This is a genomic window from Streptomyces odontomachicola (genome assembly GCF_039605595.1).
GTDB lineage: Bacteria > Actinomycetota > Actinomycetes > Streptomycetales > Streptomycetaceae > Streptomyces.
This window is the reverse complement of record NZ_JBCFOK010000004.1, coordinates 136,453-157,798: the sequence shown is the minus strand read 5'-3', so window position 1 is coordinate 157,798 and position 21,346 is coordinate 136,453. Positions and strand designations below refer to the sequence as shown.

The window sequence follows — 21,346 nt, the reverse complement described above, 5'->3', positions numbered from 1 at the left end:
TCTCCGCCTGCTTCAGCCCTGCGGCCAGGCGGCGGCCAGCATGCTGCGGGTGTCCGCGAGGAGCTGCGGCAGCACCTTGGTGTGGCCGATGACCGGCATGAAATTGGTGTCACCGCCCCAGCGGGGCACCACGTGCTGGTGCAGGTGAGCGGCGATCCCGGCGCCCGCGACGGAGCCTTGGTTGAGGCCGATGTTGAACCCGTGTGCCCCCGAGGCGGTGCGCAGCGCGGTCATGGCCTGCTTGGTGAACTCCGCGAGCTCCAGCGTCTCCTCGGGGGTCAGGTCCGTGTAGTCGGCGACGTGCCGGTACGGGACGGACATGAGGTGGCCGCCGTTGTACGGGTAGAGGTTCAGCACCGCGAAGACGTGCTCGCCCCGCTGGATCACGAGCCCGTCCTCGTCGCTCTTCGACGGGATGGTGCAGAAGGGGCAGCCGTCGTCCTGCTCGGGGCCGCTCGGTTTGTTCTCGCCCTGGATGTAGGCCATCCGGTGCGGCGTCCACAGCCGCTGGAAGGCGTCCGGCGTCCCGACCCCGATCTGCTGCTCCGGCTCGCTCGTCATGACGGCCAGCTTAAGCGCCGTCCGCCGCAGGACACGAAGAGGGGCGGCCCTTGATCGGACCGCCCCTCTTCCGTACGGATTCCCGGCGGAATTCCGCTACGGGACCGTCACACCTGCTCGCGGCGCTCGACGACCTCGACCAGCTTCCTGATCGCCTCGTCCTTCGGGATCCCGTTCTCCTGCGAGCCGTCCCGGTACCGGAAGCTCACCGCGCCGTTCGCGATGTCCTCGTCTCCGGCGATGATCATGAACGGAATCTTGCTGCGCTGAGCATTGCGGATCTTCTTCTGCATCCGGTCAGACGACGAGTCCACCTCGACCCGCAGCCCCTGGGCCTTCGCGTCGCGCGCGAACTGCTCCAGGTACGGCACGTGGTCGTCGCCGATCGGGATGCCGACCGCCTGCACGGGGGCGAGCCACGCCGGGAACGCGCCCGCGTAGTGCTCCAGCAGCACGGCGAAGAAGCGCTCGATGGAGCCGAACAGCGCGCGGTGCAGCATGACCGGCTGCTGCCGGGAGCCGTCCGCCGCGGTGTACTCGAGCCCGAACCGCTCCGGCTGGTTGAAGTCGACCTGGATCGTCGACATCTGCCAGGACCGGCCGATCGCGTCCTTCGCCTGCACGGAGATCTTCGGCCCGTAGAAGGCCGCGCCGCCCGGGTCGGGCACCAGCGGCAGCCCCTGCTTCTCGGCCGCCTGGCGCAGCGCGTCGGTGGCCTCCTCCCACGCCTCGTCCCCGCCGATGAACTTGTCCGACTCGGGGTCCCGGGTGGAAAGCTCCAGCTCGAACTCGGTCAGGCCGTAGTCCCGCAGCAGGTCGAGGACGAAGGTGAGCAGGTTGTCCAGCTCGCCCGCCATCTGGTCCTTGGTGCAGTAGATGTGCGAGTCGTCCTGGGTGAAGCCCCGCGAGCGGGTCAGCCCGTGCACCACACCGGACTTCTCGTACCGGTACACCGTGCCGAACTCGAAGAGGCGCAGGGGCAATTCGCGGTACGAGCGTCCGCGCGCCTTGAAGACCAGGTTGTGCATCGGGCAGTTCATCGCCTTGAGGCGGTAGTTCTGCTCGTCGAATTCCAGCGGCGGGAACATGTTGTCCCCGTAGTTCGGCAGGTGCCCCGAGATCTCGAAGAGCTTCTCCTTCGAGATGTGCGGGGTGTTCACGAACTCGTAGCCCGCGTCCTCGTGCCGCTTGCGCGAGTAGTCCTCCATCACCTTGCGGACGACGCCGCCCTTGGGGTGGAAGACCGCGAGCCCGGGGCCGATCTCCTCGGGGAAGGAGAACAGGTCCAGCTCGTTGCCCAGCTTCCTGTGGTCGCGCTTCTCGGCCTCGGCGAGGAACTCCAGATACGCCTTGAGCTCGTCCTTGGTCGGCCACGCTGTGCCGTAGATCCGCTGGAGCTGCTTGTTCTTCTCACTGCCCCGCCAGTACGCGGCGGCCGAACGCATCAGCTTGAACGCCGGGATGGTGCGGGTCGTGGGCAGGTGCGGGCCCCGGCACAAGTCCTTCCAGCACAGCTCGCCGGACTTCGCGTCCACGTTGTCGTAGATGGTCAGCTCGCCGCCGCCGACCTCGGCCGAGGCGCCCTCGGCCGCGTCGGCCGCGTTGCCCTTGAGCCCGATCAGCTCCAGCTTGTACGGCTCGGCCGCCAGCTCCTCGCGGGCGTCGTCGTCGGTGATCACCCGGCGCTCGAAGCGCTGCCCCTGCTTCTGGATCTGCTGCATCTTCTTCTCGATGCGCTTCAGGTCCTCGGGGGTGAAGGGCTCCTCGACGTCGAAGTCGTAGTAGAAGCCGTCCTTCACGGGCGGGCCGATGCCGAGCTTCGCGTCGGGGAACAGCTCCTGCACGGCCTGCGCCATCACGTGCGCGGTGGAGTGCCGCAGGATGTCCAGACCGTCCTCGCTGGTGATGTCCACCGGCTCGACCGCGTCACCGTCGGCGACCTCGTACGCGAGGTCCTTGAGCTCGCCCGCGACCCGCGCGGCGACCACGGAGCGCTCGCCGTCGAAGAGAGCGGCCGCCGTAGTGCCCGTCGTCACCACGCGCTCTTCCCGCTCGGAATCGCGTTGGATGGTCACACGGACATCAGACACCGGTCTCTCCTGACTGAAGCTTCTGGAATGCGCCGACGACGATCGTTCAGCGCCTCCGGAATCGTACCGAGCCCGCGCCCCGCGGCGCGAAACGGTTACCGGGACTCCGTACGCCGCTCCGCCTCACCCCTCCCGCTGCACCCCGCCCAGCGCGCTCCCGAAGCCGTCCAGCCCCTCCCCCAGCGCCGCGAGCAGCCGCTCCCGCGCCCCGCCGTCGGCCGGGACCGGGACGGGGGCCACCCCGTGCGCGCCGGTCAGCCGCCGGAATCCGCCGCGGCTCTCCAGCCGCCCGCCGATGCTGATCGGCAGCCCGGACAGGTGCGCGTACGCCGCGATCCGGTACGCCTCCTCGTCCAGCCCCGCGCGCACCTGCGCCACCTCGGCCCCCGCGAGCACCCGCAGCCGTACGGCGCCGGGCCCGGCGGGAGCGGAGCGCCGCAGCCGCACCACGGCGCCGGTCAGCCGCACGGACACGGAGGGCTCCTCGCGCACATACCGCTGAGCCGCCTGCTGCAGCGCGGGCAGATCCCCCGGCGTGAACACCACGGGCTCGGGCCGCGGCGGGCACCCCTCCGGCGCTCCGGCCTGCCGCGACCAGCCGAGCGTGATGCGCACCCCCTCGGTGCCGTGCACCAGCTCCCGTACGGCCTCGGCCAGTTCGTGGCAGGCGCCGGCGGGTACGGCGCGGTCGAAGGGCGTGTGGGTGCCGCTGGAGCGGTGCGCGGTGACGGCGTGCCGCAGCGCGTGCAGGCCCTGGTAGAGCGCGACGGTGCCGTCCTGCCTGATGGCGGCCGGGAGGTGCGCGGCGAGCGCGCGCCCTCCGGCGGCGGCCGCCGGCTGCCCGGACAGCTCGTCGAATTCGGCCCGTTGGAGATAGGACTCGGCGTGCCCGGCGTAGCGCGCCCCGTAGAAGCCGGCCCGGCTGCGGGCGGCGAGCGCGCCGGCCCTGAGCATGGCGGCCGCCGCGTGGTGGAGTCTCTGGCGCGCGTTCCACACGGCGGTCCTGTTCCCGGCGGGCATCTGGCGCCACCAGTGGATTCCGTCGCTGTGGCCGTTGCTGTGGGCGTCGGTACGCACGTCGCTCCGCATGGGCGCCTCGTCCCCTCCCGCTCCCTTCCCCTCTCCTGACCCGGTGAACTCGCCTGCAAACCGGCCCGGTTGAAGCGCGCGGAGGCACGGACGGAGCACGGGCGGAAGGGAGCGGGAGACGGGCGCGGCGCACACGAAGAAGGGGCCGGTCCCGTGGACCGGCCCCTTCCGGAGGGTGGGCGATACTGGGTTCGAACCAGTGACCTCTTCGGTGTGAACGAAGCGCTCTCCCGCTGAGCTAATCGCCCCTCGCGTGTGTCCGGCGCTCTCGTCGCCGCGGCACGTGCAGAACAATACAGTGCCGCTCACCCATCATCCAAACTCCTTGTCGTTCCGCCGCCGTCCCGGCTCAGGAGCAGCCGCAGTCCGCGCTGTCCTGAGCGCATCATCAGGGCGTGGTTGGCGAGGAAGAGCGGCCGCCCCGGCAGCGCCAGCAGCCGCAGCAGCGGCTTGCGCACCTCGACCTGCTGCTCGTAAAGCACGCTGCTGCCGCGGCTGTTGGGCAGGATCGTCCAGCGCGCCCAGCCCTCCAGGTCGCCGCTCATGGCGATCTCCAGCACCCGGGTGCCGGGATCGCGGCGTACGGCGTGTGCGGTGACGGTGAGGTCGTACGGCAGCACCGACCTGAAGCGGGCCCGCCCGTGCTCCTCGCCCAGCCCGGTCACCTCGCGCACCTGCGGCCACCAGCTCGGGTATTCGGCGGCGCGCTCCAGCACGTCGTAGACCCGGGAGGGCGCGGCGGGCACCCGCCACAGACTCCGGAAGCGGTAGTGGTGCCGCCCCCTGACAGTGCCTCTCATGCACCCGACGCTACGACACGGGACCGCGCACGTCGCCCCGGAGGCCGCACGTTTCCCGCGCGCTCAATTCCCGCACACGGCGGGGCCGTTGAACCGGAATGCGGCCGTCATCGCGCATAGGGACCCGCGTCGGCGCACAAAAAGAACCGGCCCCGGGAATTCCCGGGGCCGGTTTGCCGGTGGGCGATACTGGGTTCGAACCAGTGACCTCTTCGGTGTGAACGAAGCGCTCTCCCGCTGAGCTAATCGCCCGGCGCGCGGACAACATTACCGCATGTCAGAGGGTGCTCATGACCGCGCCTTGAGCTCCTCCTTACGGGCGGCCTTCCTGGCGGCCCGCTCGGCCCGGCGCTTCTTGACCCACTCCGTCCACTCCTGGAGCTTCAGCTTGGTCCAGCGCAGCACGCGCTGCGCCCAGGGGAACTCGGTGGCCCAGACCCCGATGCCCGCGAAGATCACCAGCCATCCGGGGCCGGGAAGCGGCAGCATGATCACGCCGCCCACCACGATGGCCAGCCCGATCAGGAAGATCACGACCTGCCAGCTCAGGTGCAGCGGCCTCGACGCCTTGATGAACCGCGGCGCCCGGGAGCCCAGCGGCTTCTCGCTACTCTCCGCACTCATGTGAGCCAAGGTACCCGAACCGCTCTCCGTCACCGGAATGGCCGTACTACACAAATGCATCCTCGGCCGAATGAAGGACTGCATCTCTCCCAAATCGGTCAGAGGGGTTTACAACCGACGCGTAGGTGGCATCTCGATTTCGCCGACGTGCGAATCCCCGAGCGCACACTGAGCGAAAGGCCCTGGCGCTTATGAACACCACGGTCAGCTGCGAGCTGCACCTGCGCCTCGTTGTTTCGAGCGAGTCGTCACTGCCTGTACCCGCGGGCCTGCGGTACGACACGGCCGACCCGTACGCCGTGCATGCCACCTTCCACACCGGTGCCGAGGAGACCGTGGAGTGGGTCTTCGCCCGCGATCTCCTGGCCGAGGGGCTGCACCGGCCCACCGGCACCGGAGACGTCCGGGTCTGGCCATCCCGCAGTCACGGTCAAGGAGTCGTCTGTATCGCCCTCAGTTCCCCCGAGGGCGAAGCACTGCTTGAGGCACCGGCCCGTGCCCTGGAGTCGTTCCTCAAGCGCACCGACGCGGCCGTGCCGCCCGGCACGGAACACCGACACTTCGATCTCGACGCGGAGCTCTCACACATCCTCGCGGAGAGCTGAGGGACTCCGGCCCGCCACTGCCGTCCGGCTCGGGGCGACGGCAGCGGCGCGGTGGCCGGCCACCGGCTACGGCGGCGCCGTTCCCGCATCACTGGTGCGGGAACGGCGCCGTCGCGTGCGCAGGCGACTAAGCTCGGGCGCCCGGAACCTATGGCTGCCAGGAGCGAGCTGTGCAGATCAATCACGACACCCGGTGCGCGCTCGACGATGTGGTCGACCTGCTGAACACGGAGGCCGACGGGGAGGACAGCCCGGACACCCTGGTCTCGCTGCCGGACCTGGTGGCCTACGTGGAGCGCAACGACGTGAGCGGGGTCGGCGAGGTCACCGAGGCGGATCTGCGCGCCGTACGGGCCGTGCGCGAGCGCTTCGCGCGCCTCTTCGCCGCCGAGGACGACCGTACGGCGGCCGAGCTGATCAACGCGCTGGTGGCCGAGGCGGGGACGACCCCGCAGCTCACCGACCACGACGGCTACGACTGGCACGTGCACTACTTCGCGCCGGACGCCTCGCTGGCCCAGCACCTGGCGGCGGACGGCGGCATGGCCCTGGCGTTCCTGGTGGTGGCCGGGGAGCGGGACCGGCTGCGGCGGTGCGGGGCGCCGGACTGCGGCCGCGCCTTCGTGGACCTGTCCCGCAACCGCTCCCGGCGCTACTGCGACAGCCGCACCTGCGGCAACAGGCTGCACGTGGCGGCCTACCGGGCGCGGCAGCGGGAGTCCTCGGCGCAGAGCTGAGCGGGCGCTGAGCGGGCCTCACGAGAACGTACGCGGCGCCCCTGCGCGCGGCTCAGAGGAACAGCAGGTCGTGGGCGCCCGTGACGGCGAGCAGGACGGCGATCACCGCGAGGAAGAGCATCAGCGGGGGCTGGGAGAGGGCGAAGAGGCAGCCGCGGGCCTCCGGGTCCGGGAGGGGCAGCGGGGCGGGCGGCGCGGGCGCGGGCTCGGGAAACTCGAGCGGGGTGTTCGGCGTCGTGTCCATCTCGTCGTGATGATGACGCAGCCGGCAGCCCCGAAGCGCTCAACACACCCTCGGCGGGGCGGAGTTCCCCACATCTCGTGGTTCCGCCGGAACGGGCTGGACCCGCGGCCCCGGCCGTGCCCTCGGGAGCTTTTCCGCCCGAAGGCGGCCTCAGATGCCGTGCTTCTTGAGGATGGCCTCGATGTCGGAGAAATCGTCCGGATCGCCCTTGGACGCCGGGGCGGACGAGGCGTCCTGCTGCGCCGGCTTGCTCCTGCCGAGCGCCGGGGCCGAGGCTCCGGGCGCGGCGGGCTGCTGCGGCGCGGCCCCGGCGGCGCGGCGCTCCTTGCGGGAGGGGCGGCCGGAGCGCCGGGAGGCGGCGCGGGAGACCACCCACAGCACGACGGCGACGGCGAGGACGCCGAAGCCCGCCCAGACGGTGGGCTTGAGGACGAGGTCGGAGGCCCAGCCGCCGACCGCCCTGCCGATCTTGCCGCCGAGGCCGATCAGGCCGGCCATCGCCAGGCCGACCGGCAGCAGCGCGTACGCCGCGATGCGGGTGGCGGCGGTGTACCGGCGGCGGTAGGCCGTCAGGAAGGCGACGGCCAGGCCCGCCGCTGAGAGCGCGGCGCAGACGGTCGTGGTGAGCATGTCTCCATCGTGCACCGTGCGGGGTGGCGCGGGCCATGCCCGCACGCCCGTATCCGGGAGATCTCAGGGTGGGGGCTCCTCCCCGGGGCTGAGAGACTGTCGGTCATGAACGACTCCCCCTCGACTCCCGCCTCGCCGGCCCCGTCCCCCTCCTCGACCCCTCCGGTGCTGGACTACTGGTGCGAGCTCCAGTGCCCCGACTGCCACCGCGCGCAGGACGACATCCGCGCCCTGCGCGAGCGGTACGGGACGGCGCTGGAGATCCGGCTGCGGCACTTCCCCCTGGACAAGCACAAGTACGCGTACGCCGCGGCCCAGGCCGCCGAGGAGGCGTACATGCAGGGCAAGGGCGACACCTTCGTCGAGGCCGTGCTGGAGCGCACGCACGAGCTGGCGGAGCGCGGCGAGCAGGTCCTGCTGGAGGTCGCGGGCGAGCTGGGGCTGCGGACCGCCGAGTTCGAGACGGCGCTGATCGACGGCCGGCACCTGCTGATGGTGGACGCCGACCACGCCGAGGGCACGGCGCTCGGCGTCAAGGGCACGCCCACGTATCTGATCGGCGGCGAGCTGCTGGACGGCAGCCGGAGCCAGGACGGGCTGCGGGAGCGCATCGAGGAGATCGCGGACGGTCTGCTGGGCCGCTGAGGCCCGGCGGGCGCCCGGGGGGGCTGGCCCGCGTCAGAGGAGCGTTTTGTACAGGTGGTGCTCGACGGTCCGGTAGCCGAGGGAGGAGTAGAGGCCGAGGGCCGGGACGTTGTCGCTGTGCACGTTGAGCCCGAGCACCCGGGAGCCCGCGGCGTGCGCCTCGCGCTCGGCCGCCAGCAGCAGGGTGCGGCCGTGCCCCTCGCCGCGCCGCTCCTCGGCGGTCTCGACCCCGTACACCCAGGCGTCCGCGTCCTCCCTCGGCGCGGAGGCGGGGGTGACCCAGAGGGTGCCGACGGGCTCGCCCTCGTGTTCCAGCACGCGCAGCGCGGCACCGGCAGTTGACGGGCCGTCAGGCAGATGGCTGCGGTGTGCCGCCGCGGCCTGCGCCGCCGCTTCCTCCCGCGTTACGCCGCGCGCGGTGAGCAGCCGGATCTGGACGTCCCGGTCGCGGCTGCGCCACACGTCGAACTCGGCGTCCGTCATCGTGCGTACGACGCTTCCCCGCGGCAGCTCCGGCGGCTCCCCCGTCAGGTCCTTCAGCATGTTGCGGCTGCGGGGCAGGTAGCCCAGGGCCTCGGCGAGCCGCTGCGCGGGCACGGCGCCCTCGGCGACCGAGGCCTCCACGCGGCGGCAGCCCCACCCGCGCAGCACCTCCTCGGCGGCCAGCGCGGCGACCGTGCCGCGGCCCCTGCGGCGCTCACCCCGGTCAACGGACAGCCGGACGATGCGCCCGGCGACGGGCCCCGCGCGGCCGTCGGTGGAGAGCTCGACGAGGCCGACGGGGCGGCTGTTGACGCAGATGTCGTACGCGCGGGTGCGAGCACCGTCCGCACGGCGTTCCTCGGGCCCGCTCGGGCGCAGCGTGGTGGTCACCGCACGAGTGTCACCGGCGGCGCCGCCGCGCGTCACGCGATTTGCGAAGCGCTCGCGGGCCGGTGCTCACGGATCCATGTCGGCGGCGGCGCGCTCCTCGAAGGCGCGCATCGCCTTGGTCGTCACCGGGCCCGGCGCCGAGGGGAGCCGGCGTCCGTCGACGCGGTGCACGGCCTGCACGTCGCGCAGCGTGGAGGTGAGGAAGACCTCCTCGGCGCGGTCCAGCACGTCCAGCGGCAGCGCGGTCTCGCGGGCGCCGGTCCACTCGACGGCCAGGGCGCGGGTGATCCCGGCCAGGCAGCCCGAGTCGAGCGGCGGGGTGTGCAGTTCGCCGTCGAGCACCACGAAGACGTTGGAGCCCGTGCCCTCGCACAGCTCCCCGCGGGTGTTGGCGAACAGCGCCTCGGTCGCGGCCTCTTGGCGTGCGCGCGCGAGGGCGACCACGTTCTCCGCGTACGAGGTGGACTTGAGGCCCGCGAGGGCGCCGCGCTCGTTGCGGGTCCACGGGACGGTGATCACGGAGGTGCTGTCGGGGCGCCGGGCCGCCTTGCCGAGCGCGACCACGAGGGTGGTGCCGGCCTCGCCGCGGTCCGAACCGAGCGGCGAGAGCCCGCCGGTGTAGGTGATCCGCAGGCGTCCGCGCTCCATCGGGTTGGCCTCGATCACGGCGGCGCAGGCGCGCCGCGCCTCGTCCAGGTCCGGCTCGGGGAGCCCGAGGCCGGCGGCCGAGCGCGTCAGCCTGTCCAGGTGGCGGGTGAGGGCGAAGGGGCGCCCCTCGATGGTCTTCACGGTCTCGAACACGCCGTCGCCGACGGTCAGTCCGTGATCGAGCACGGAGACGCGGGCGCTCTCCGCGTCCTGGAGCCCGCCGTCGACCCAGATCCTCACTGCGGTGTCCTTCCGCCGTCCTGCGTGGTGTGCGTCCCGTGCGTGGCCGCCGCCGCGGCGGCGCGGTCCGCCTCGTACGTTCCCGACGCTACCGCGAGCAGTCTGGACGCCTTGAGTTCGGTCTCGGCCCACTCGCCCTCGGGGTCGGAGCCCCAGGTGATGCCCGCTCCGGTGCCGAAGCGCAGCGCGGGTCCGCCGGGCACGTCCCGCTCGATCCAGAAGGTACGGATGCCGACCGCCAGCTCTCCGGTGCCGCGGTCCGCGTCGACCCAGCCGACGCCGCCGCAGTACGGGCCGCGCGGCGCGGTCTCCAGGTCGCCGATGATGCGCAGCGCGCTCGACTTGGGCGCCCCGGTGACCGAACCGGGCGGGAAGGTGTGCTCCAGCAGCGCGGGCCAGCCGCTGCCGGCGGGGAGCTCGCCGCTGACCGTGGAGACGAGGTGCACGAGCCCGGGGTGCTGCTCGATCGCGCAGAGCGCGGGGACGGTGACGGATCCTGTGGCGCAGACCCTGCCGAGGTCGTTGCGGACGAGGTCCACGATCATCACGTTCTCGGCGTGGTCCTTCTCCAGCAGCTCCTCGGCGGTGCGCGCTGTGCCCTTGATGGGGCCCGAGGAGACGGTGGGCCCGTCGCGGCGCACATACAGCTCGGGCGAGGCGGTGGCGACCTCGACGCCGTGCGCGGGAAGCCGGACGGTGCCCGCGTACGGGGCGGGGTTTCCGCTGGCCAGCAGGGCAGTGAGGTGGTCGATGTCGGAGTGCGCCGGGTCGGGGTCGGGGAGCGGCGCGCTGAGCACCCGGCACAGATTGGCCTGGTACACCTCGCCGCGGGCGATGTGCTCGCGTATCCGGCGCACGCCCTCGGTGTATCCGGCGCGGTCCAGCGAGCTGGTCCAGGCGTCCCGCGCCGGACCGCGCCAGCGCACGCCGGGTGCGGACGGGGCGGGGGCGGGCCGTACGTCGCCGAAGCGCGCGCACATCAGGCCGCCCTCGAAGTCGGCGACCACCGCCCACCAGCCCGCCGATTCCAGGGCGGCCGGGTCGCTGGTGACGTCGCGCAGGTCGGTGGCGAGCAGTCCTCCGAACCTGGCGAGCGGGGCTGTGTCGTACACGCTGACGAGTCTATTGGTGCCCGGGGGCGGCCGGTTGGGGGGAGCCTCGGGACTGCCCTGGGAGGACGTCGAAGGGTGGTCGCGCCGTCGCGCAGCGGACACTTCGCGGCCACGCTGCGGAAACGGAATTTGAGCTGAGACCGGAATCCGATAGAGTTCAACACGTCGCCGGGACGCAGCAGCGCCCCGGACACACGACACAAGCGGACGTAGCTCAGTTGGTAGAGCGCAACCTTGCCAAGGTTGAGGTCGCGAGTTCGAGCCTCGTCGTCCGCTCAGAGTGGGGGTCTTCGGATCCTTGCCCTGGTGGAGTGGCCGAGAGGCGAGGCAACGGCCTGCAAAGCCGTCTACACGGGTTCAAATCCCGTCTCCACCTCTCCGGACGATTAGCTCAGCGGGAGAGCGCTTCCCTGACACGGAAGAGGTCACTGGTTCAATCCCAGTATCGTCCACTGGTCCGCAAGGACCCTGCGCGGTTAGCTCAGCGGGAGAGCGCTTCCCTGACACGGAAGAGGTCACTGGTTCAATCCCAGTACCGCGCACGCGAGGCCCCTCCGGGGGCCTTCGATATGAGAGATCCCGGACGATTAGCTCAGCGGGAGAGCGCTTCCCTGACACGGAAGAGGTCACTGGTTCAATCCCAGTATCGTCCACGCCACTTCGGGGCCCCGGCCGTCAACGACGGCCGGGGCCCCGTTCGTTGTGTTCTGAAGCGGCACGAGTCCTGGGGAAACGCGAGGGCCGGGCGGCTCCCCAACCGCCCGGCCCCGATGCCGTCCGCCGCACCCCCGTCCCCACGGGGCTGTGAGCCGGATGTCCCCGGCCCGGGCCGCTCTCCCGGGCCCCGGGGCGCCGCTCAGCGCCCCAGCATTCCGGCCACGGACGACGCCTGTGTGATCAGCACCTGCACCGCGCCGAAGGCGACGAAGAGGATCACTGCCAGCGGGATGACCATGGCCGCGGCGACCAGCGGGTGCCGGCGGCCGCCGGGCCGGGTACCGAAAGCGGCGATCGCCGCAGCCAGCCTTCCGTGCTCCCGCGCCGCGGTGCGCCCTGCTGTGTGCGCCATGGTCCGCTCCCCGTCTTCTGTGTGGCGCGGCGGGCGGGTGACCTCGGGGGACGAGAGTTTCGCCCGCCGCTTGACCTCCACACTAGGCGCGCGCGTGTGCACCGACGTCATGCCGTCGTACCGACTGCGGGGCCTCCCCCAGGAGGACCCCCGCTCCGCGCATCTACTCCCCAGGGTGGAGTCCGGGCGCTCCCTCTCAGGGGTGTCCCTGAGAGGGTCCCGGGCGCGGCGGCGGGAGCCCTGCTCAGCGCGCGGGCTGCGGGCCCTCCTCCTCCCGCGGCACGGGGTGCTCGACCAGGGCCAGGACGCGGTTGGCCATGAAGCGCGCGGTGCGCACCACGGAACCGCTCCTGGTGACTTCGCTCACTTCGACCACCCCGCGCCGGACCTGTGTCTCCACCCTGCGGCCCGCCCGTGAGGCGGTCACCTCGTATCTGCGGGTGGTGTCTCCGGCATCGACCACTATCTCCACCCAGTCGCCCTTCACTCCGTCAATCCCCCTTCCCCTGCGGGGTCTTGGTGTCCGTGAGGGCCGAACACGCGCGGCATGTCCGCTTCCCTGACCCCGTTTCACCAGGGTCGCACCAGGGACTGACAATCCGTCCGGCGCCGCGCGTGCGGCCTGTCGTCGCGACGCGGCGGCAGTCCGTAAGCTGTGCCTCGTCAGACGGACCGGCAACGGAAGGGGCCTCCTCGCCGGAGGTGGGGCCTCCCACCGGAGGTAGGGGAACGACATGGCGATGATGCGGCTCCGACGCGAGGACCCGCGTGTCGTCGGCGCGTTCAGGCTGCACCGGCGCCTGGGGGCCGGCGGTATGGGCGTGGTCTACCTCGGCTCCGACCGCCGCGGGCAGCGGGTCGCGCTGAAGGTGATCCGCCCGGATCTGGCGGAGGACCAGGAGTTCCGCTCGCGGTTCGCGCGCGAGGTGTCGGCAGCCCGGCGGATTCGCGGCGGCTGCACGGCGCGCCTGGTGGCCGCGGATCTGGAGGCGGACCGTCCGTGGTTCGCCACCCAGTATGTGCCGGGTCCCTCGCTCCACGACAAGGTCAGCGAGGGCGGCCCGCTGCCGCCCTCGCAGGTCGCCTCGATCGGCGCCGCGTTGGCCGAGGGCCTGGTGGCGGTGCACGAGGCCGGTGTGGTGCACCGCGACCTCAAGCCGTCCAACATCCTGCTCTCCCCCAAGGGCCCGCGCATCATCGACTTCGGCATCGCGTGGGCGACGGGGGCGAGCACCCTGACCCATGTGGGGACCGCCGTGGGCTCGCCCGGGTTCCTGGCGCCGGAGCAGGTGCGCGGGGCTCATGTGACGCCCGCGACCGATGTGTTCGCGCTCGGTGCCACGCTGGTGTATGCGGCGACCGCCGACTCCCCCTTCGGCCAGGGCAGTTCCGATGTGATGCTGTACCGCGTGGTGCACGAGGAGCCCGAGCTGCGGGCCGTGCACGCCGCGCTGGCGCCGCTGCTGCACGCGTGCCTGGTGAAGGACCCCGAGGAGCGGCCGAGCACGCTGCAACTCTCGCTGCGGCTCAAGGAGATCGCCGCGCGCGAGGCACGCGGGCTCCCCGAGCCGTCCAGCGGCGGATCTTCCTCCGGCGGCGGTGCGGCCGCCAGGACCGGCCCCGGCACCGGGACGGACCGTTCCTCCGCCCAGCGGCGCGCCGAGGAGCAGCACACGGAGCGGCAGACGGCGCGCCGCGGCGAGCGGGAGCGCGCCGGCGGCCCGGCCTCCTCGCCGCGCGCCTCCTCGCCCCGTACGGGTTCCGGCGCGGGGAAGGGGCAGAGCCGTCCCTCGGGGAAGCGGCCGCCGGTGCGGAGCGGCACCGGGTCCCGTACGGGATCGCGGCCCGGCTCCCGTACGGGTACGGGGCGGCGTCCCGGGCCCGACCGGCGCCTGATGCGGCAGCGGCTCGTGGTGTTCGTGGTGGTCACGCTGCTCGTGGCGCTCGGCATCGCGGCGGCGCAGGGCTGCCAGGGCCCGGCGAAGGGCATGGGCGGAGGTCATGTGCGCGTGCACGGCGCCTCGGCGGTGCATCTGACGCAGCAGCCGTACGAGGGCACGGAGTAGGGCGGTCCCCCGCTGAGGGCCGGCCCTCAGAGCCGCCTCTCAGGGATGTCCCTCGGGGTGCGCCAAGACGGCTGTCGGCAGCGGCTGTTGGAATCTCGGGGTGATCCCGTACGGGATGCCGTACGGGATGCCGTACGGGACCTCGTACGAAACCCCGTAAGGGACCTCGTGCCGGACCCCCTAAGGGCTCAGCGTGTCACCGCGTAGAAGGCGACCGCTGCCGCTGCCGCGACGTTGAGGGAGTCGACGTCGTGGGCCATCGGGATGCGGACCCACTCGTCGGCCGCGCGCAGGGCGCGGGCCGAGAGTCCGGTGCCCTCGGCGCCGAGCATCAGGGCCGTACGGGGCAGGTCGTCCGTGACGGCGTCCTCGATCGGCACGGCCTTGGGGTCGGGGGTGAGCGCGAGGAGGCTGAAGCCCGCGTCGCGTACCGGGTCCAGCGCGTGCGGCCAGCTCTCCAGGCGGGCGTAGGGCACGGCGAAGACGGCGCCCATGGAGACCTTCACGGAGCGCCGGTAGAGCGGGTCGGCGCAGTCGGGCGTGAGCAGCACCGCGTCCATGCCGAGGGCCGCGGCGCTGCGGAAGACGGCGCCGATGTTGGTGTGGTCGTTGACTGTCTCCAGCACCGCCACCCGGCGCGCGGTGCCCAGGAGTTCGCCGGGTGTGGGCAGCGTCTTGCGCTGCATGGAGGCGAGGGCGCCGCGGTGCACGTGGTAGCCGGTGACCCGCTCGGCGAGCTCGGGGCTCACGGCGTACACCGGGGCCGGGACCTCGTCGATGACGTCCCGCATCACATCGACCCACTTGGAGGAGAGCAGCATCGAGCGCATCTCGTAACCGGCGTGCAGGGCGCGGCGGATGACCTTCTCGCCCTCGGCGATGAACAGGCCCTCGGCTGGCTCCCTGGTCCGTCGGAGCTCGACGTCGGTCAGCCCGGTGAAGTCACTCAGCCGCGGGTCTTCGGGGTCGGTGACGGTGATGAGGTCGGCCACGGGTGGATACTGCCCTCTCCGGCGTGAACTTCCAATGCTCTTCCAACGCCTGTGTTACCGGCGGGTGTTGCCGCCGGGGCCCGCGTCCTTACGAGGCGTCCGGGGCCGGTGTCAGGGCGGTAGGCGTGCCCGCGGCGACCACGTCGCCGATCACGATGACGGCGGGCGGGCGCACGGCCTCGGCCTTCGCCCGCTCCCGTACGGTGCCGAGCGTGGCGTCCACCCGGCGCTCGGTGGCCATGGTGCCCTCCTGCAGTATCGCGACCGGGGTGTCGGCCGGGCGCCCGTGCCGTACGAGGGTGTCGGCGATGGCGCCGATGTTCTCCACGGCCATCAGGAGGACGAGGGTGCCGGTCAGCCGGGCCAGCGCGGGCCAGTCCACGAGGGAGCGCTCGTCGTCGGGCGCGACGTGTCCGGAGAGCACCGTGAACTCGTGGGCCACCCCGCGGTGGGTGACCGGGATGCCCGCGGTGGCGGGGACGCTGATCGCGCTGGTGATGCCGGGGACCACGGTGACCGGGATGCCCTCGGCGGCGAGCTGCTGCGCCTCCTCCATGCCGCGCCCGAACACGTACGGGTCGCCGCCCTTGAGGCGCACGACGGAGCGGCCGGCCCTGGCGTGCTCGACCAGCGCGTCGTTGATCTTCTCCTGGGCCATCGCGCGGCCGTACGGGATCTTCGCGGCGTCGATCACCTCGACGTGCGGCGGGAGTTCGTCCAGCAGCTCGCGCGGGCCGAGCCGGTCGGCGACCACCACATCGGCGGCGGCCAGCAGCCTGCGCCCGCGCACGGTGATCAGGTCGGGGTCGCCGGGGCCGCCGCCGACCAGGGCGACGCTGCCGACGCGTCCGGTCTCCTCGTCCTGCGGGCGGATGCGCTGGCGCGGGGCGCTGAGGCGGCCGTCCTGGAGCTGTTCCACCACGGCGTCCCGGAGCGCCGCCGCACGGCGCGGGTCGCGGCCCTGCGCGCCCTCGGTGAGCACGGCGACGGTCACGTCGTCGCTGCGGCCCGTTGCCGGGGTCCAGGCGCTGGCCGCCTCGGCGTCGTCGCTGCGCACGCACCACACGCGGCGGGACTCGGCCTCGGCGGAGACGGCGTCGTTGGTGGCCGGGTCGTCGGTGCCGACCAGGGCGTACCAGGCGCCTTCGAGGTCGCCCTCCGCGTACCGCCGCCGCTCCCAGGCGAACTCGCCCGCCTCCGCCATGGCCTCGACGGCCGGGGTGGTCTCCGGGGAGATCAGGGTGATGTCGGCGCCGGCAGCCAGCAGCGCGGGGAGCCTGCGCTGCGCGACGGTGCCGCCGCCGACCACGACGACCCGGCGCCCCGCGAGGCGGAGGCCCACGGGGTAGGCGGGGTGCTCGGTCCCGCGCTGCTGGTCGGTCTGCGGTGTCTGCGGCGTCGGCGTCTGGCTCATCGGGCGTGCGGCTCCTTGTGCGCGGGGGCCGCTGCGGCGGTGGAGCGGCGGGGACTGTTCGATTGCGGACGCCGCGCGGCGCGGGGCGTTCACGGCGTTCACATGGTGTTGCCGGACACTTTAGGCGGCCGGTGCGCGGGGTGCTGTTTCGAAGATCACGGATTCACATGGCGCGGGCCGGTCATACGTGGTCCGCACGAGGGCGGACCGGTGCGCTTCACGAGGGCGGGACCGGTACGACTCCGGTCCCGCCCTGTCGGCCCGTACGGGGCTTCAGCCCTTCTCGGTCACTCCGGCCGAGTCGAACGTGGCGACCTCGTGCATGGCGCGCGCCGCGCTCTGCACCATCGGGAGCGCCAGCAGCGCGCCCGTACCCTCGCCGAGGCGCAGGTCCAGGTCGACCAGCGGGCGCAGGCCCAGCTTGGTGAGCGCGGCGACGTGGCCCGGCTCGGCGCTGCGGTGGCCCGCGATGCAGGCGGCCAGCGCCTCGGGGGCCAGGGCGCGGGCGACCAGCGCGGCCGCCCCGGCGCTCACGCCGTCCAGGATCACCGGCGTACGCAGCGAGGCGCCGCCCAGGATCAGGCCGACCAGCGCGGCGTGCTCCAGGCCGCCGACGGCGGAGAGCAGGCCGATGGCGTCGGCCGGGTCGGGCTTGTGGAAGTCGAGGGCGCGGCGCACCACCTCGACCTTCCGCGAGTGCGTCTCGTCGTTGATGCCGGTGCCGCGCCCGGTGACCTCGGCCGGGTCGGTGCCGGTGCAGGCCGAGATCAGCGCGGCGGACGCGGTGGTGTTGGCGATGCCCATCTCGCCGGTGAGCAGCGCCTTGTTGCCGGCCGTGACCAGGTCGCGGGCTGTCTCGATGCCGACCTCGATCGCCTGCTTGACCTCCTCGCGGGTGAGCGCGGGCCCGGTCGTCATGTCGGCTGTGCCCGCGCGCACCTTGCGCGGCAACAGGCCAGGGGTGGCGGGGAGTTCGCCCGCGACGCCCACGTCCACGACGCAGACCTCGGCGCCGACCTGGTTGGCGAAGGCGTTGCACACGGCGCCGCCGCCCAGGAAGTTGGCGACCATCTGGCCGGTGACCTCCTGCGGCCACGGGGTCACGCCCTGCCCGTGCACGCCGTGGTCGCCGGCGAACACCGCGACGGCCGCGGGCTCCGGCACCGGCGGCGGGCACTGCCGGGACAGGCCGCAGAGCTGCGCCGAGATGATCTCCAGCATGCCGAGGGCCCCGGCCGGCTTGGTCATCCGCTTCTGCCGCTCCCACGCCTCGCCGAGCGCCTTGGCGTCCAGCGGGCGGATGGCGTCCACCGTGTCGGCGAGCAGGTCGTGCGGGTCGGCGCCGGGCAGCACGCGGCGGCCGTACGACTCCTCGTGCACGACCCAGGAGAGCGGGCGGCGCTTGGACCAGCCCGCCTGCATCAGCTCGGGCTCGGGCGGGAACTCGTCGACGTAACCGACGCAGAGGTACGCCACGACCTCCAGGTGCTCGGGGAGTTCGAGCGAGCGGACCATCTCGCGCTCGTCGAAGAAGCTGACCCAGCCGACGCCGAGGCCCTCGGCGCGGGCGGCGAGCCAGAGGTTCTCCACGGCGAGCGCCGACGAATACGGGGCCATCTGCGGCTGGGTGTGCCGACCGAGGGTGTGCCGACCGCCGCGGGTGGGGTCGGCGGTGACCACGATGTTGACCGGGGTGTCGAGGATGGCCTCGATCTTCAGTTCCTTGAACTGCTTGGCCCGCGCCTTCGGCAGCGACTTCGCGTACGCCTCGCGCTGGCGGGTGGCCAGCTCGTGCATCGCGCGCCGGGTCTCCTCGGAGCGGATCACCACGAAGTCCCAGGGCTGCGAGTGGCCCACGCTGGGCGCGGTGTGCGCGGCCTCCAGAACGCGGAGCAGCACCTCGTGCGGGATGGGGTCGGGCCGGAAGCCGTTCCTGATGTCGCGCCGCTCGCGCATGAGCCGGTGCACCGCTTCGCGCTCGGCCTCGGCGAAGCCGGGGGCTGGGTCGGTGGTGGGGAGCGGGCGCGGCTCGGGGGCCGCGGTCGCGTCGGGGTCGGCGTCGGCGTCGACGGGGTCGGCCGTCGCGTCGGCTTCGGGGTCGGTGTCGGCGGACTCCGCCGTGGGCTCGGGCGCCTCGCCGGAGTCTGCGGGCTCTGCGGACTCGGCGGATTCGGCGGGAGCATCGGCCTCGGCCGATTCCGTGGGCTCCGGCGTCGTGCCGGTCTCCGCCGTGCCGGAGTCGCCGGTCTGGCCGGACTCGTTGGCCTGGCCGTTCTCGCCGGCCTCCAGGGTGCCGGTCTGCTCCGAGGGCTCCGCGGGCTGTGCGGGTGCCTCGTCCTGGGCGGTCACGGCTTCGGGGGTCTCGCCCCCGGGCGTCTCCGCTGCGGGTGCCTCCGCGGTCGCCTGCTGCGGTACCGCGGTGCCGGCGGGCGTTTCGCCGGGGGTGGCTGCCGCTGCGGGAGCCTCGTTCTGGGTCGCCTCGTTCCGGTCCACGTCTTCCTGGGCCGCCTCGCCTTGTGCCGATTCGCCCTGGGGCGTGTCTTCCTGGGGCGCCGCCTCGCTCTGCGCCGTTTCCTGCTGGGGAGCCGCTGCTTCGTGTGCTGCGGGCTCGTGCGCCGCCGCCTCGTCCGTCGTGTCGGAGGGGGTGGCGGCCGCGTCTGCTGCCGTGGATCCGCCCTCGTCGGCGGGCTGTTCCGCCGTGGTGCCGGCGGAGTCTGCCGCGGCTTCCGCGTGCTCCTCGCCGGAGGGTTTCTCCTCGGGGGCCGCGCTCTCGCCGTCGGCGGGCCGCGTGTCCTCCGGTGCGGCGGGTACGTCCTCGCCGCCCGCGGTCGCGGCGTTCTCCGGCTCCGCGCTCGGCGACTCCGTGCTGCCGGGCGCCGTGTTGCCGGCGTCCGCGTGCTCGGAGTTCACGTGCCCGGAGTTCGCTTCCTCGGAGCTCGTGTTCTCGTCGGCGGACCGCTCCTCCGGGGTCTCCCCCGCTGCCTCTTCCGAGGAGGCCGGCGCCGACTCCTGTGCTGCCTCGGTCACTTCGGCCGCGGGGGTCCCGCCGTCGCCGACACCGTCGGGGGACGGCACGGCTTCGCCGGCCGAGCCGTCCTCGACTATCGGTACGGGATCCACGCCCTCAGCGGGCACCTCCCGCTGAGCGGCGTCCCCTTCGGGCGCCTCGGCGGCCGGCTCCTGCTCCGGAGCCTCGGCCTCCGTACCCTCGGCGGCCGGAGCGGCGTCAGCGGCACCGGCGTCCGCCTCGGAGCCGGCGTCGGTGTCGGTGTCGGTGTCTGCGGGGGCATTGGCGTGGGCGCCGCCCTCGGCGTCGGCCGAAGTCCCGGCGGGTGCCTCGGAGTCCGACGGGGCCGCGGGCTCCTCGGCCGGGGCCGCGTGCGCGCCGCTCAGCTCGGCCGCCACCGCGGCGGACACCTCGTCGGCCGAAGCCTCGGTGGCCGGGGAGCCGGTGGCCGCGCCGGCCTCCGTACCCTCGGCGGCCGCCTCGCCCGCGGTCGTACCGGCACCCTGCGCGGGCGCCTCCTCAACGGGCGCCTCCTGCACGGCCGTCTGCACCGCGGCGTCAGCCTCCGTCACCTGCGCCGACTGCTCGGCCTGCGGCGACTGCTCGGCATCGGCAGGGACCTGCCCGGCTTCCGCGGAGACCTGCTCGGCGTCGGCCGCCGGAGCCTCCCCCGCCTCGGCCGGGAGCTGCCCCGCCTCGGCCGCGCCCTGCTCAGCGCCGACCGCACCCTGCTCGAGACCGGCCGGCCCCTGCTCGGTCTCGGTCGCCACCAGTCCGGCGTCGGCCGAAACCTGCGCGCCCTCGGCCGGGCTCTGCTCGCCCCCGCCCGGGACCTGTTCGGCCTCCGGCGCGGGCATGGGACCTGCCGTACCGGGCGCCGGCTGCTGCGCGGGCATCGCGCCCGCACCCGCATCCGCCGGCACGCCCGCATCCGCCGACTCGGCCGTGTCCGTCTGGGCGACCGTTTCTGCAGGGGAGAACCGCTGCTCCGCGGCGTTCCACTCTTCGCGCTGCTGCGGGAGTTCGCCGAGCTGCGGGCCCGGCAGGGGGCCCGGGTCCTGCGGCGCGCCGTCCAGGTATTCGGGACCGCCGGCGGGCGGCGCCCCGGGCTGCGGCGTCTGGGCCGGAGCGGGCGCGGGGCCGCGGTCGGAGAGCGGGCGCACGGTGCCGGACTGCTCGGGCACGGGCGGGCCCAGGTGCAGCGGGCGGCGCGGGGTGTGGCCCGAGGAGTCGGGGCCCGGTGCCGACTGCTGGGGCGTGCGCACCGCGCCGTAGTCGATGGCGCCGGAGTCGCGGCCGTCGGTCTCGTGCGCGCCCGGGGTGTGGGCGTGCCGCCCCTGCTGCGGCATCGGCCCGCCGTACGGCTGCGCCTGCTGGGGCTGCGGGGCCTGCTGCGACTGCTGTGCCTGCTCGGGCTGCTGCGCCTCAGCGGCCTGCGCGGGCTGCGGGACCTGCTGTGCCTGCGGAACCTGCTGCGGCTGCGGCTGGGGTTGGGCCTGTGCCTCGGGGAACTGCTGCGGCTGCTGACCCTGCTGGGACTGCTGGGGCTGCTGCCGGGTGGCCTGGTGGCCGCCCTGCTGGGGCTGGAGCTCGCCCCACGCGCCGTGCGCGCCGGGCATCAGCAGTTCGTCGTCGCCCTCGGCGGGCTCAACGGTCTCGACGGTCTCGGGGAAGGTGTAGGTGCCGGGGACCGGAGCGCCAGGGTGCCCGTGGCCCTCCGGCTGCGCGCCTGCGTTCTCCGGCTGTCCCTCGCCAGGGACCTGGCCGGTGTCAGTCATGCGTACCCCTCGCCCATCGTTCGTGCTCCTGCCAACGCGGTCCGCTGCGTGCCTCCGCTGCGCCATCCGGACAGCGACGGCACCAACTGGAAAAAGGGACGAACCGTCAACACCGAACGGCG

Annotated in this window: 18 protein-coding genes, 7 tRNA genes and 1 pseudogene; 9 read left to right on the top strand and 17 right to left on the bottom strand. The window is 73.3% G+C overall.

Features of this window, described 5'->3' with window-relative positions; all coding sequences use genetic code 11:
* Positions 1-12: 12 nt before the first annotated feature.
* The 7 genes and pseudogenes from ABEE00_RS08510 to ABEE00_RS08480 form a co-directional block, all read right to left on the bottom strand.
* The gene (locus ABEE00_RS08510; RefSeq protein ID WP_345744674.1) at positions 13-561 is read right to left on the bottom strand and encodes an HIT family protein; all 549 of its coding nucleotides are present in this window, start codon (positions 559-561) and stop codon (positions 13-15) included.
* A gap of 107 nt (positions 562-668) precedes the next feature.
* On the bottom strand, positions 669-2,651 hold the full coding sequence (thrS, locus tag ABEE00_RS08505; protein WP_345744673.1) for a threonine--tRNA ligase: 1,983 nt from the start codon (positions 2,649-2,651) through the stop codon (positions 669-671).
* Positions 2,652-2,774: 123 nt separating this feature from the next.
* Complete coding sequence (locus ABEE00_RS08500; protein ID WP_345744672.1) at positions 2,775-3,740, bottom strand: hypothetical protein; 966 nt, start codon at positions 3,738-3,740, stop codon at positions 2,775-2,777.
* A gap of 176 nt (positions 3,741-3,916) precedes the next feature.
* Positions 3,917-3,988: transfer RNA gene (locus ABEE00_RS08495), tRNA-Val, on the bottom strand.
* A gap of 57 nt (positions 3,989-4,045) precedes the next feature.
* A complete protein-coding gene (locus ABEE00_RS08490) occupies positions 4,046-4,540 on the bottom strand; it encodes an SRPBCC family protein (RefSeq protein ID WP_345744671.1) in 495 nt (164 codons plus the stop codon).
* A 180-nt stretch (positions 4,541-4,720) separates the two neighbouring features.
* Positions 4,721-4,792, bottom strand: a tRNA-Val gene (locus ABEE00_RS08485).
* An 84-nt stretch (positions 4,793-4,876) separates the two neighbouring features.
* Positions 4,877-5,164: pseudogene (locus tag ABEE00_RS08480) on the bottom strand (TIGR02611 family protein); the annotation flags it as partial.
* Positions 5,165-5,355: 191 nt separating this feature from the next.
* Between ABEE00_RS08480 and ABEE00_RS08475 the strand changes: the two are divergent.
* Both ABEE00_RS08475 and ABEE00_RS08470 read left to right on the top strand, forming a co-directional pair.
* On the top strand, positions 5,356-5,769 hold the full coding sequence (locus ABEE00_RS08475) for an SsgA family sporulation/cell division regulator (RefSeq protein WP_345744669.1): 414 nt from the start codon (positions 5,356-5,358) through the stop codon (positions 5,767-5,769).
* 170 nt (positions 5,770-5,939) lie between these two features.
* Entirely contained in the window at positions 5,940-6,506 is a 567-nt protein-coding gene (locus tag ABEE00_RS08470) for a CGNR zinc finger domain-containing protein (protein ID WP_345744668.1), read from the top strand.
* Between the two features lie 52 nt (positions 6,507-6,558).
* Here ABEE00_RS08470 and ABEE00_RS08465 read toward each other — a convergent pair whose 3' ends face one another.
* The gene (locus ABEE00_RS08465) at positions 6,559-6,750 is read right to left on the bottom strand and encodes a hypothetical protein (protein ID WP_345744667.1); all 192 of its coding nucleotides are present in this window, start codon (positions 6,748-6,750) and stop codon (positions 6,559-6,561) included.
* A gap of 150 nt (positions 6,751-6,900) precedes the next feature.
* On the bottom strand, positions 6,901-7,380 hold the full coding sequence (locus tag ABEE00_RS08460; protein WP_345744666.1) for a hypothetical protein: 480 nt from the start codon (positions 7,378-7,380) through the stop codon (positions 6,901-6,903).
* Positions 7,381-7,485: 105 nt separating this feature from the next.
* Between ABEE00_RS08460 and ABEE00_RS08455 the strand changes: the two genes are divergently transcribed.
* Complete coding sequence (locus ABEE00_RS08455; RefSeq protein ID WP_345744665.1) at positions 7,486-8,025, top strand: DsbA family protein; 540 nt, start codon at positions 7,486-7,488, stop codon at positions 8,023-8,025.
* Positions 8,026-8,058: 33 nt separating this feature from the next.
* On the opposite strand, the gene ABEE00_RS08450 is transcribed toward ABEE00_RS08455, so the two are convergent.
* From ABEE00_RS08450 to ABEE00_RS08440, 3 genes are all read right to left on the bottom strand, one after another.
* Positions 8,059-8,898, bottom strand: a complete 840-nt coding sequence (locus tag ABEE00_RS08450; RefSeq protein WP_345744664.1) for a GNAT family N-acetyltransferase — start codon at positions 8,896-8,898, stop codon at positions 8,059-8,061.
* A 66-nt stretch (positions 8,899-8,964) separates the two neighbouring features.
* Positions 8,965-9,786 (bottom strand): aminotransferase class IV, encoded by an 822-nt coding sequence (locus ABEE00_RS08445; protein ID WP_345744663.1) that lies wholly within the window; start codon positions 9,784-9,786, stop codon positions 8,965-8,967.
* Positions 9,783-10,898 carry a chorismate-binding protein gene (locus tag ABEE00_RS08440; RefSeq protein WP_345744662.1) on the bottom strand — a complete coding sequence of 372 codons (1,116 nt, stop codon included), beginning with the start codon at positions 10,896-10,898 and terminating at the stop codon, positions 9,783-9,785. The genes ABEE00_RS08445 and ABEE00_RS08440 overlap by 4 nt, the downstream gene beginning before the upstream one ends.
* 203 nt (positions 10,899-11,101) lie before the next feature.
* On the opposite strand from ABEE00_RS08440, the gene ABEE00_RS08435 reads away from it, so the two are divergent.
* From ABEE00_RS08435 to ABEE00_RS08415, 5 genes are all read left to right on the top strand, one after another.
* Positions 11,102-11,174, top strand: a tRNA-Gly gene (locus ABEE00_RS08435).
* Between the two features lie 29 nt (positions 11,175-11,203).
* Positions 11,204-11,274: transfer RNA gene (locus ABEE00_RS08430), tRNA-Cys, on the top strand.
* 4 nt (positions 11,275-11,278) lie between these two features.
* Positions 11,279-11,350, top strand: a tRNA-Val gene (locus ABEE00_RS08425).
* 18 nt (positions 11,351-11,368) lie between these two features.
* Positions 11,369-11,440 (top strand) — tRNA-Val (locus ABEE00_RS08420).
* Between the two features lie 39 nt (positions 11,441-11,479).
* A tRNA-Val gene (locus ABEE00_RS08415) sits at positions 11,480-11,551 on the top strand.
* Positions 11,552-11,754: 203 nt separating this feature from the next.
* Here the strand turns inward: ABEE00_RS08415 and ABEE00_RS08410 are convergent.
* Complete coding sequence (locus ABEE00_RS08410; RefSeq protein ID WP_345744661.1) at positions 11,755-11,967, bottom strand: hypothetical protein; 213 nt, start codon at positions 11,965-11,967, stop codon at positions 11,755-11,757.
* 244 nt (positions 11,968-12,211) lie between these two features.
* Positions 12,212-12,454 carry a hypothetical protein gene (locus tag ABEE00_RS08405; RefSeq protein ID WP_345744660.1) on the bottom strand — a complete coding sequence of 81 codons (243 nt, stop codon included), beginning with the start codon at positions 12,452-12,454 and terminating at the stop codon, positions 12,212-12,214.
* A gap of 247 nt (positions 12,455-12,701) precedes the next feature.
* Here ABEE00_RS08405 and ABEE00_RS08400 point away from each other — a divergent pair, with 247 nt between their 5' ends.
* Entirely contained in the window at positions 12,702-14,033 is a 1,332-nt protein-coding gene (locus tag ABEE00_RS08400) for a serine/threonine-protein kinase (protein WP_345744659.1), read from the top strand.
* A gap of 188 nt (positions 14,034-14,221) precedes the next feature.
* Here the strand turns inward: ABEE00_RS08400 and ABEE00_RS08395 are convergent, their stop codons facing one another.
* The 3 genes from ABEE00_RS08395 to cobT form a co-directional block, all read right to left on the bottom strand.
* Positions 14,222-15,025 (bottom strand): TrmH family RNA methyltransferase, encoded by an 804-nt coding sequence (locus tag ABEE00_RS08395; RefSeq protein WP_345744658.1) that lies wholly within the window; start codon positions 15,023-15,025, stop codon positions 14,222-14,224.
* A gap of 88 nt (positions 15,026-15,113) precedes the next feature.
* The gene (gene cobA, locus ABEE00_RS08390) at positions 15,114-16,439 is read right to left on the bottom strand and encodes a uroporphyrinogen-III C-methyltransferase (protein WP_345744657.1); all 1,326 of its coding nucleotides are present in this window, start codon (positions 16,437-16,439) and stop codon (positions 15,114-15,116) included.
* Positions 16,440-16,712: 273 nt separating this feature from the next.
* Positions 16,713-21,224: a nicotinate-nucleotide--dimethylbenzimidazole phosphoribosyltransferase gene (gene cobT, locus ABEE00_RS08385; RefSeq protein WP_345744656.1), complete on the bottom strand. Its 4,512-nt coding sequence runs from the start codon at positions 21,222-21,224 to the stop codon at positions 16,713-16,715.
* Between the last annotated feature and the right edge of the window lie 122 nt (positions 21,225-21,346).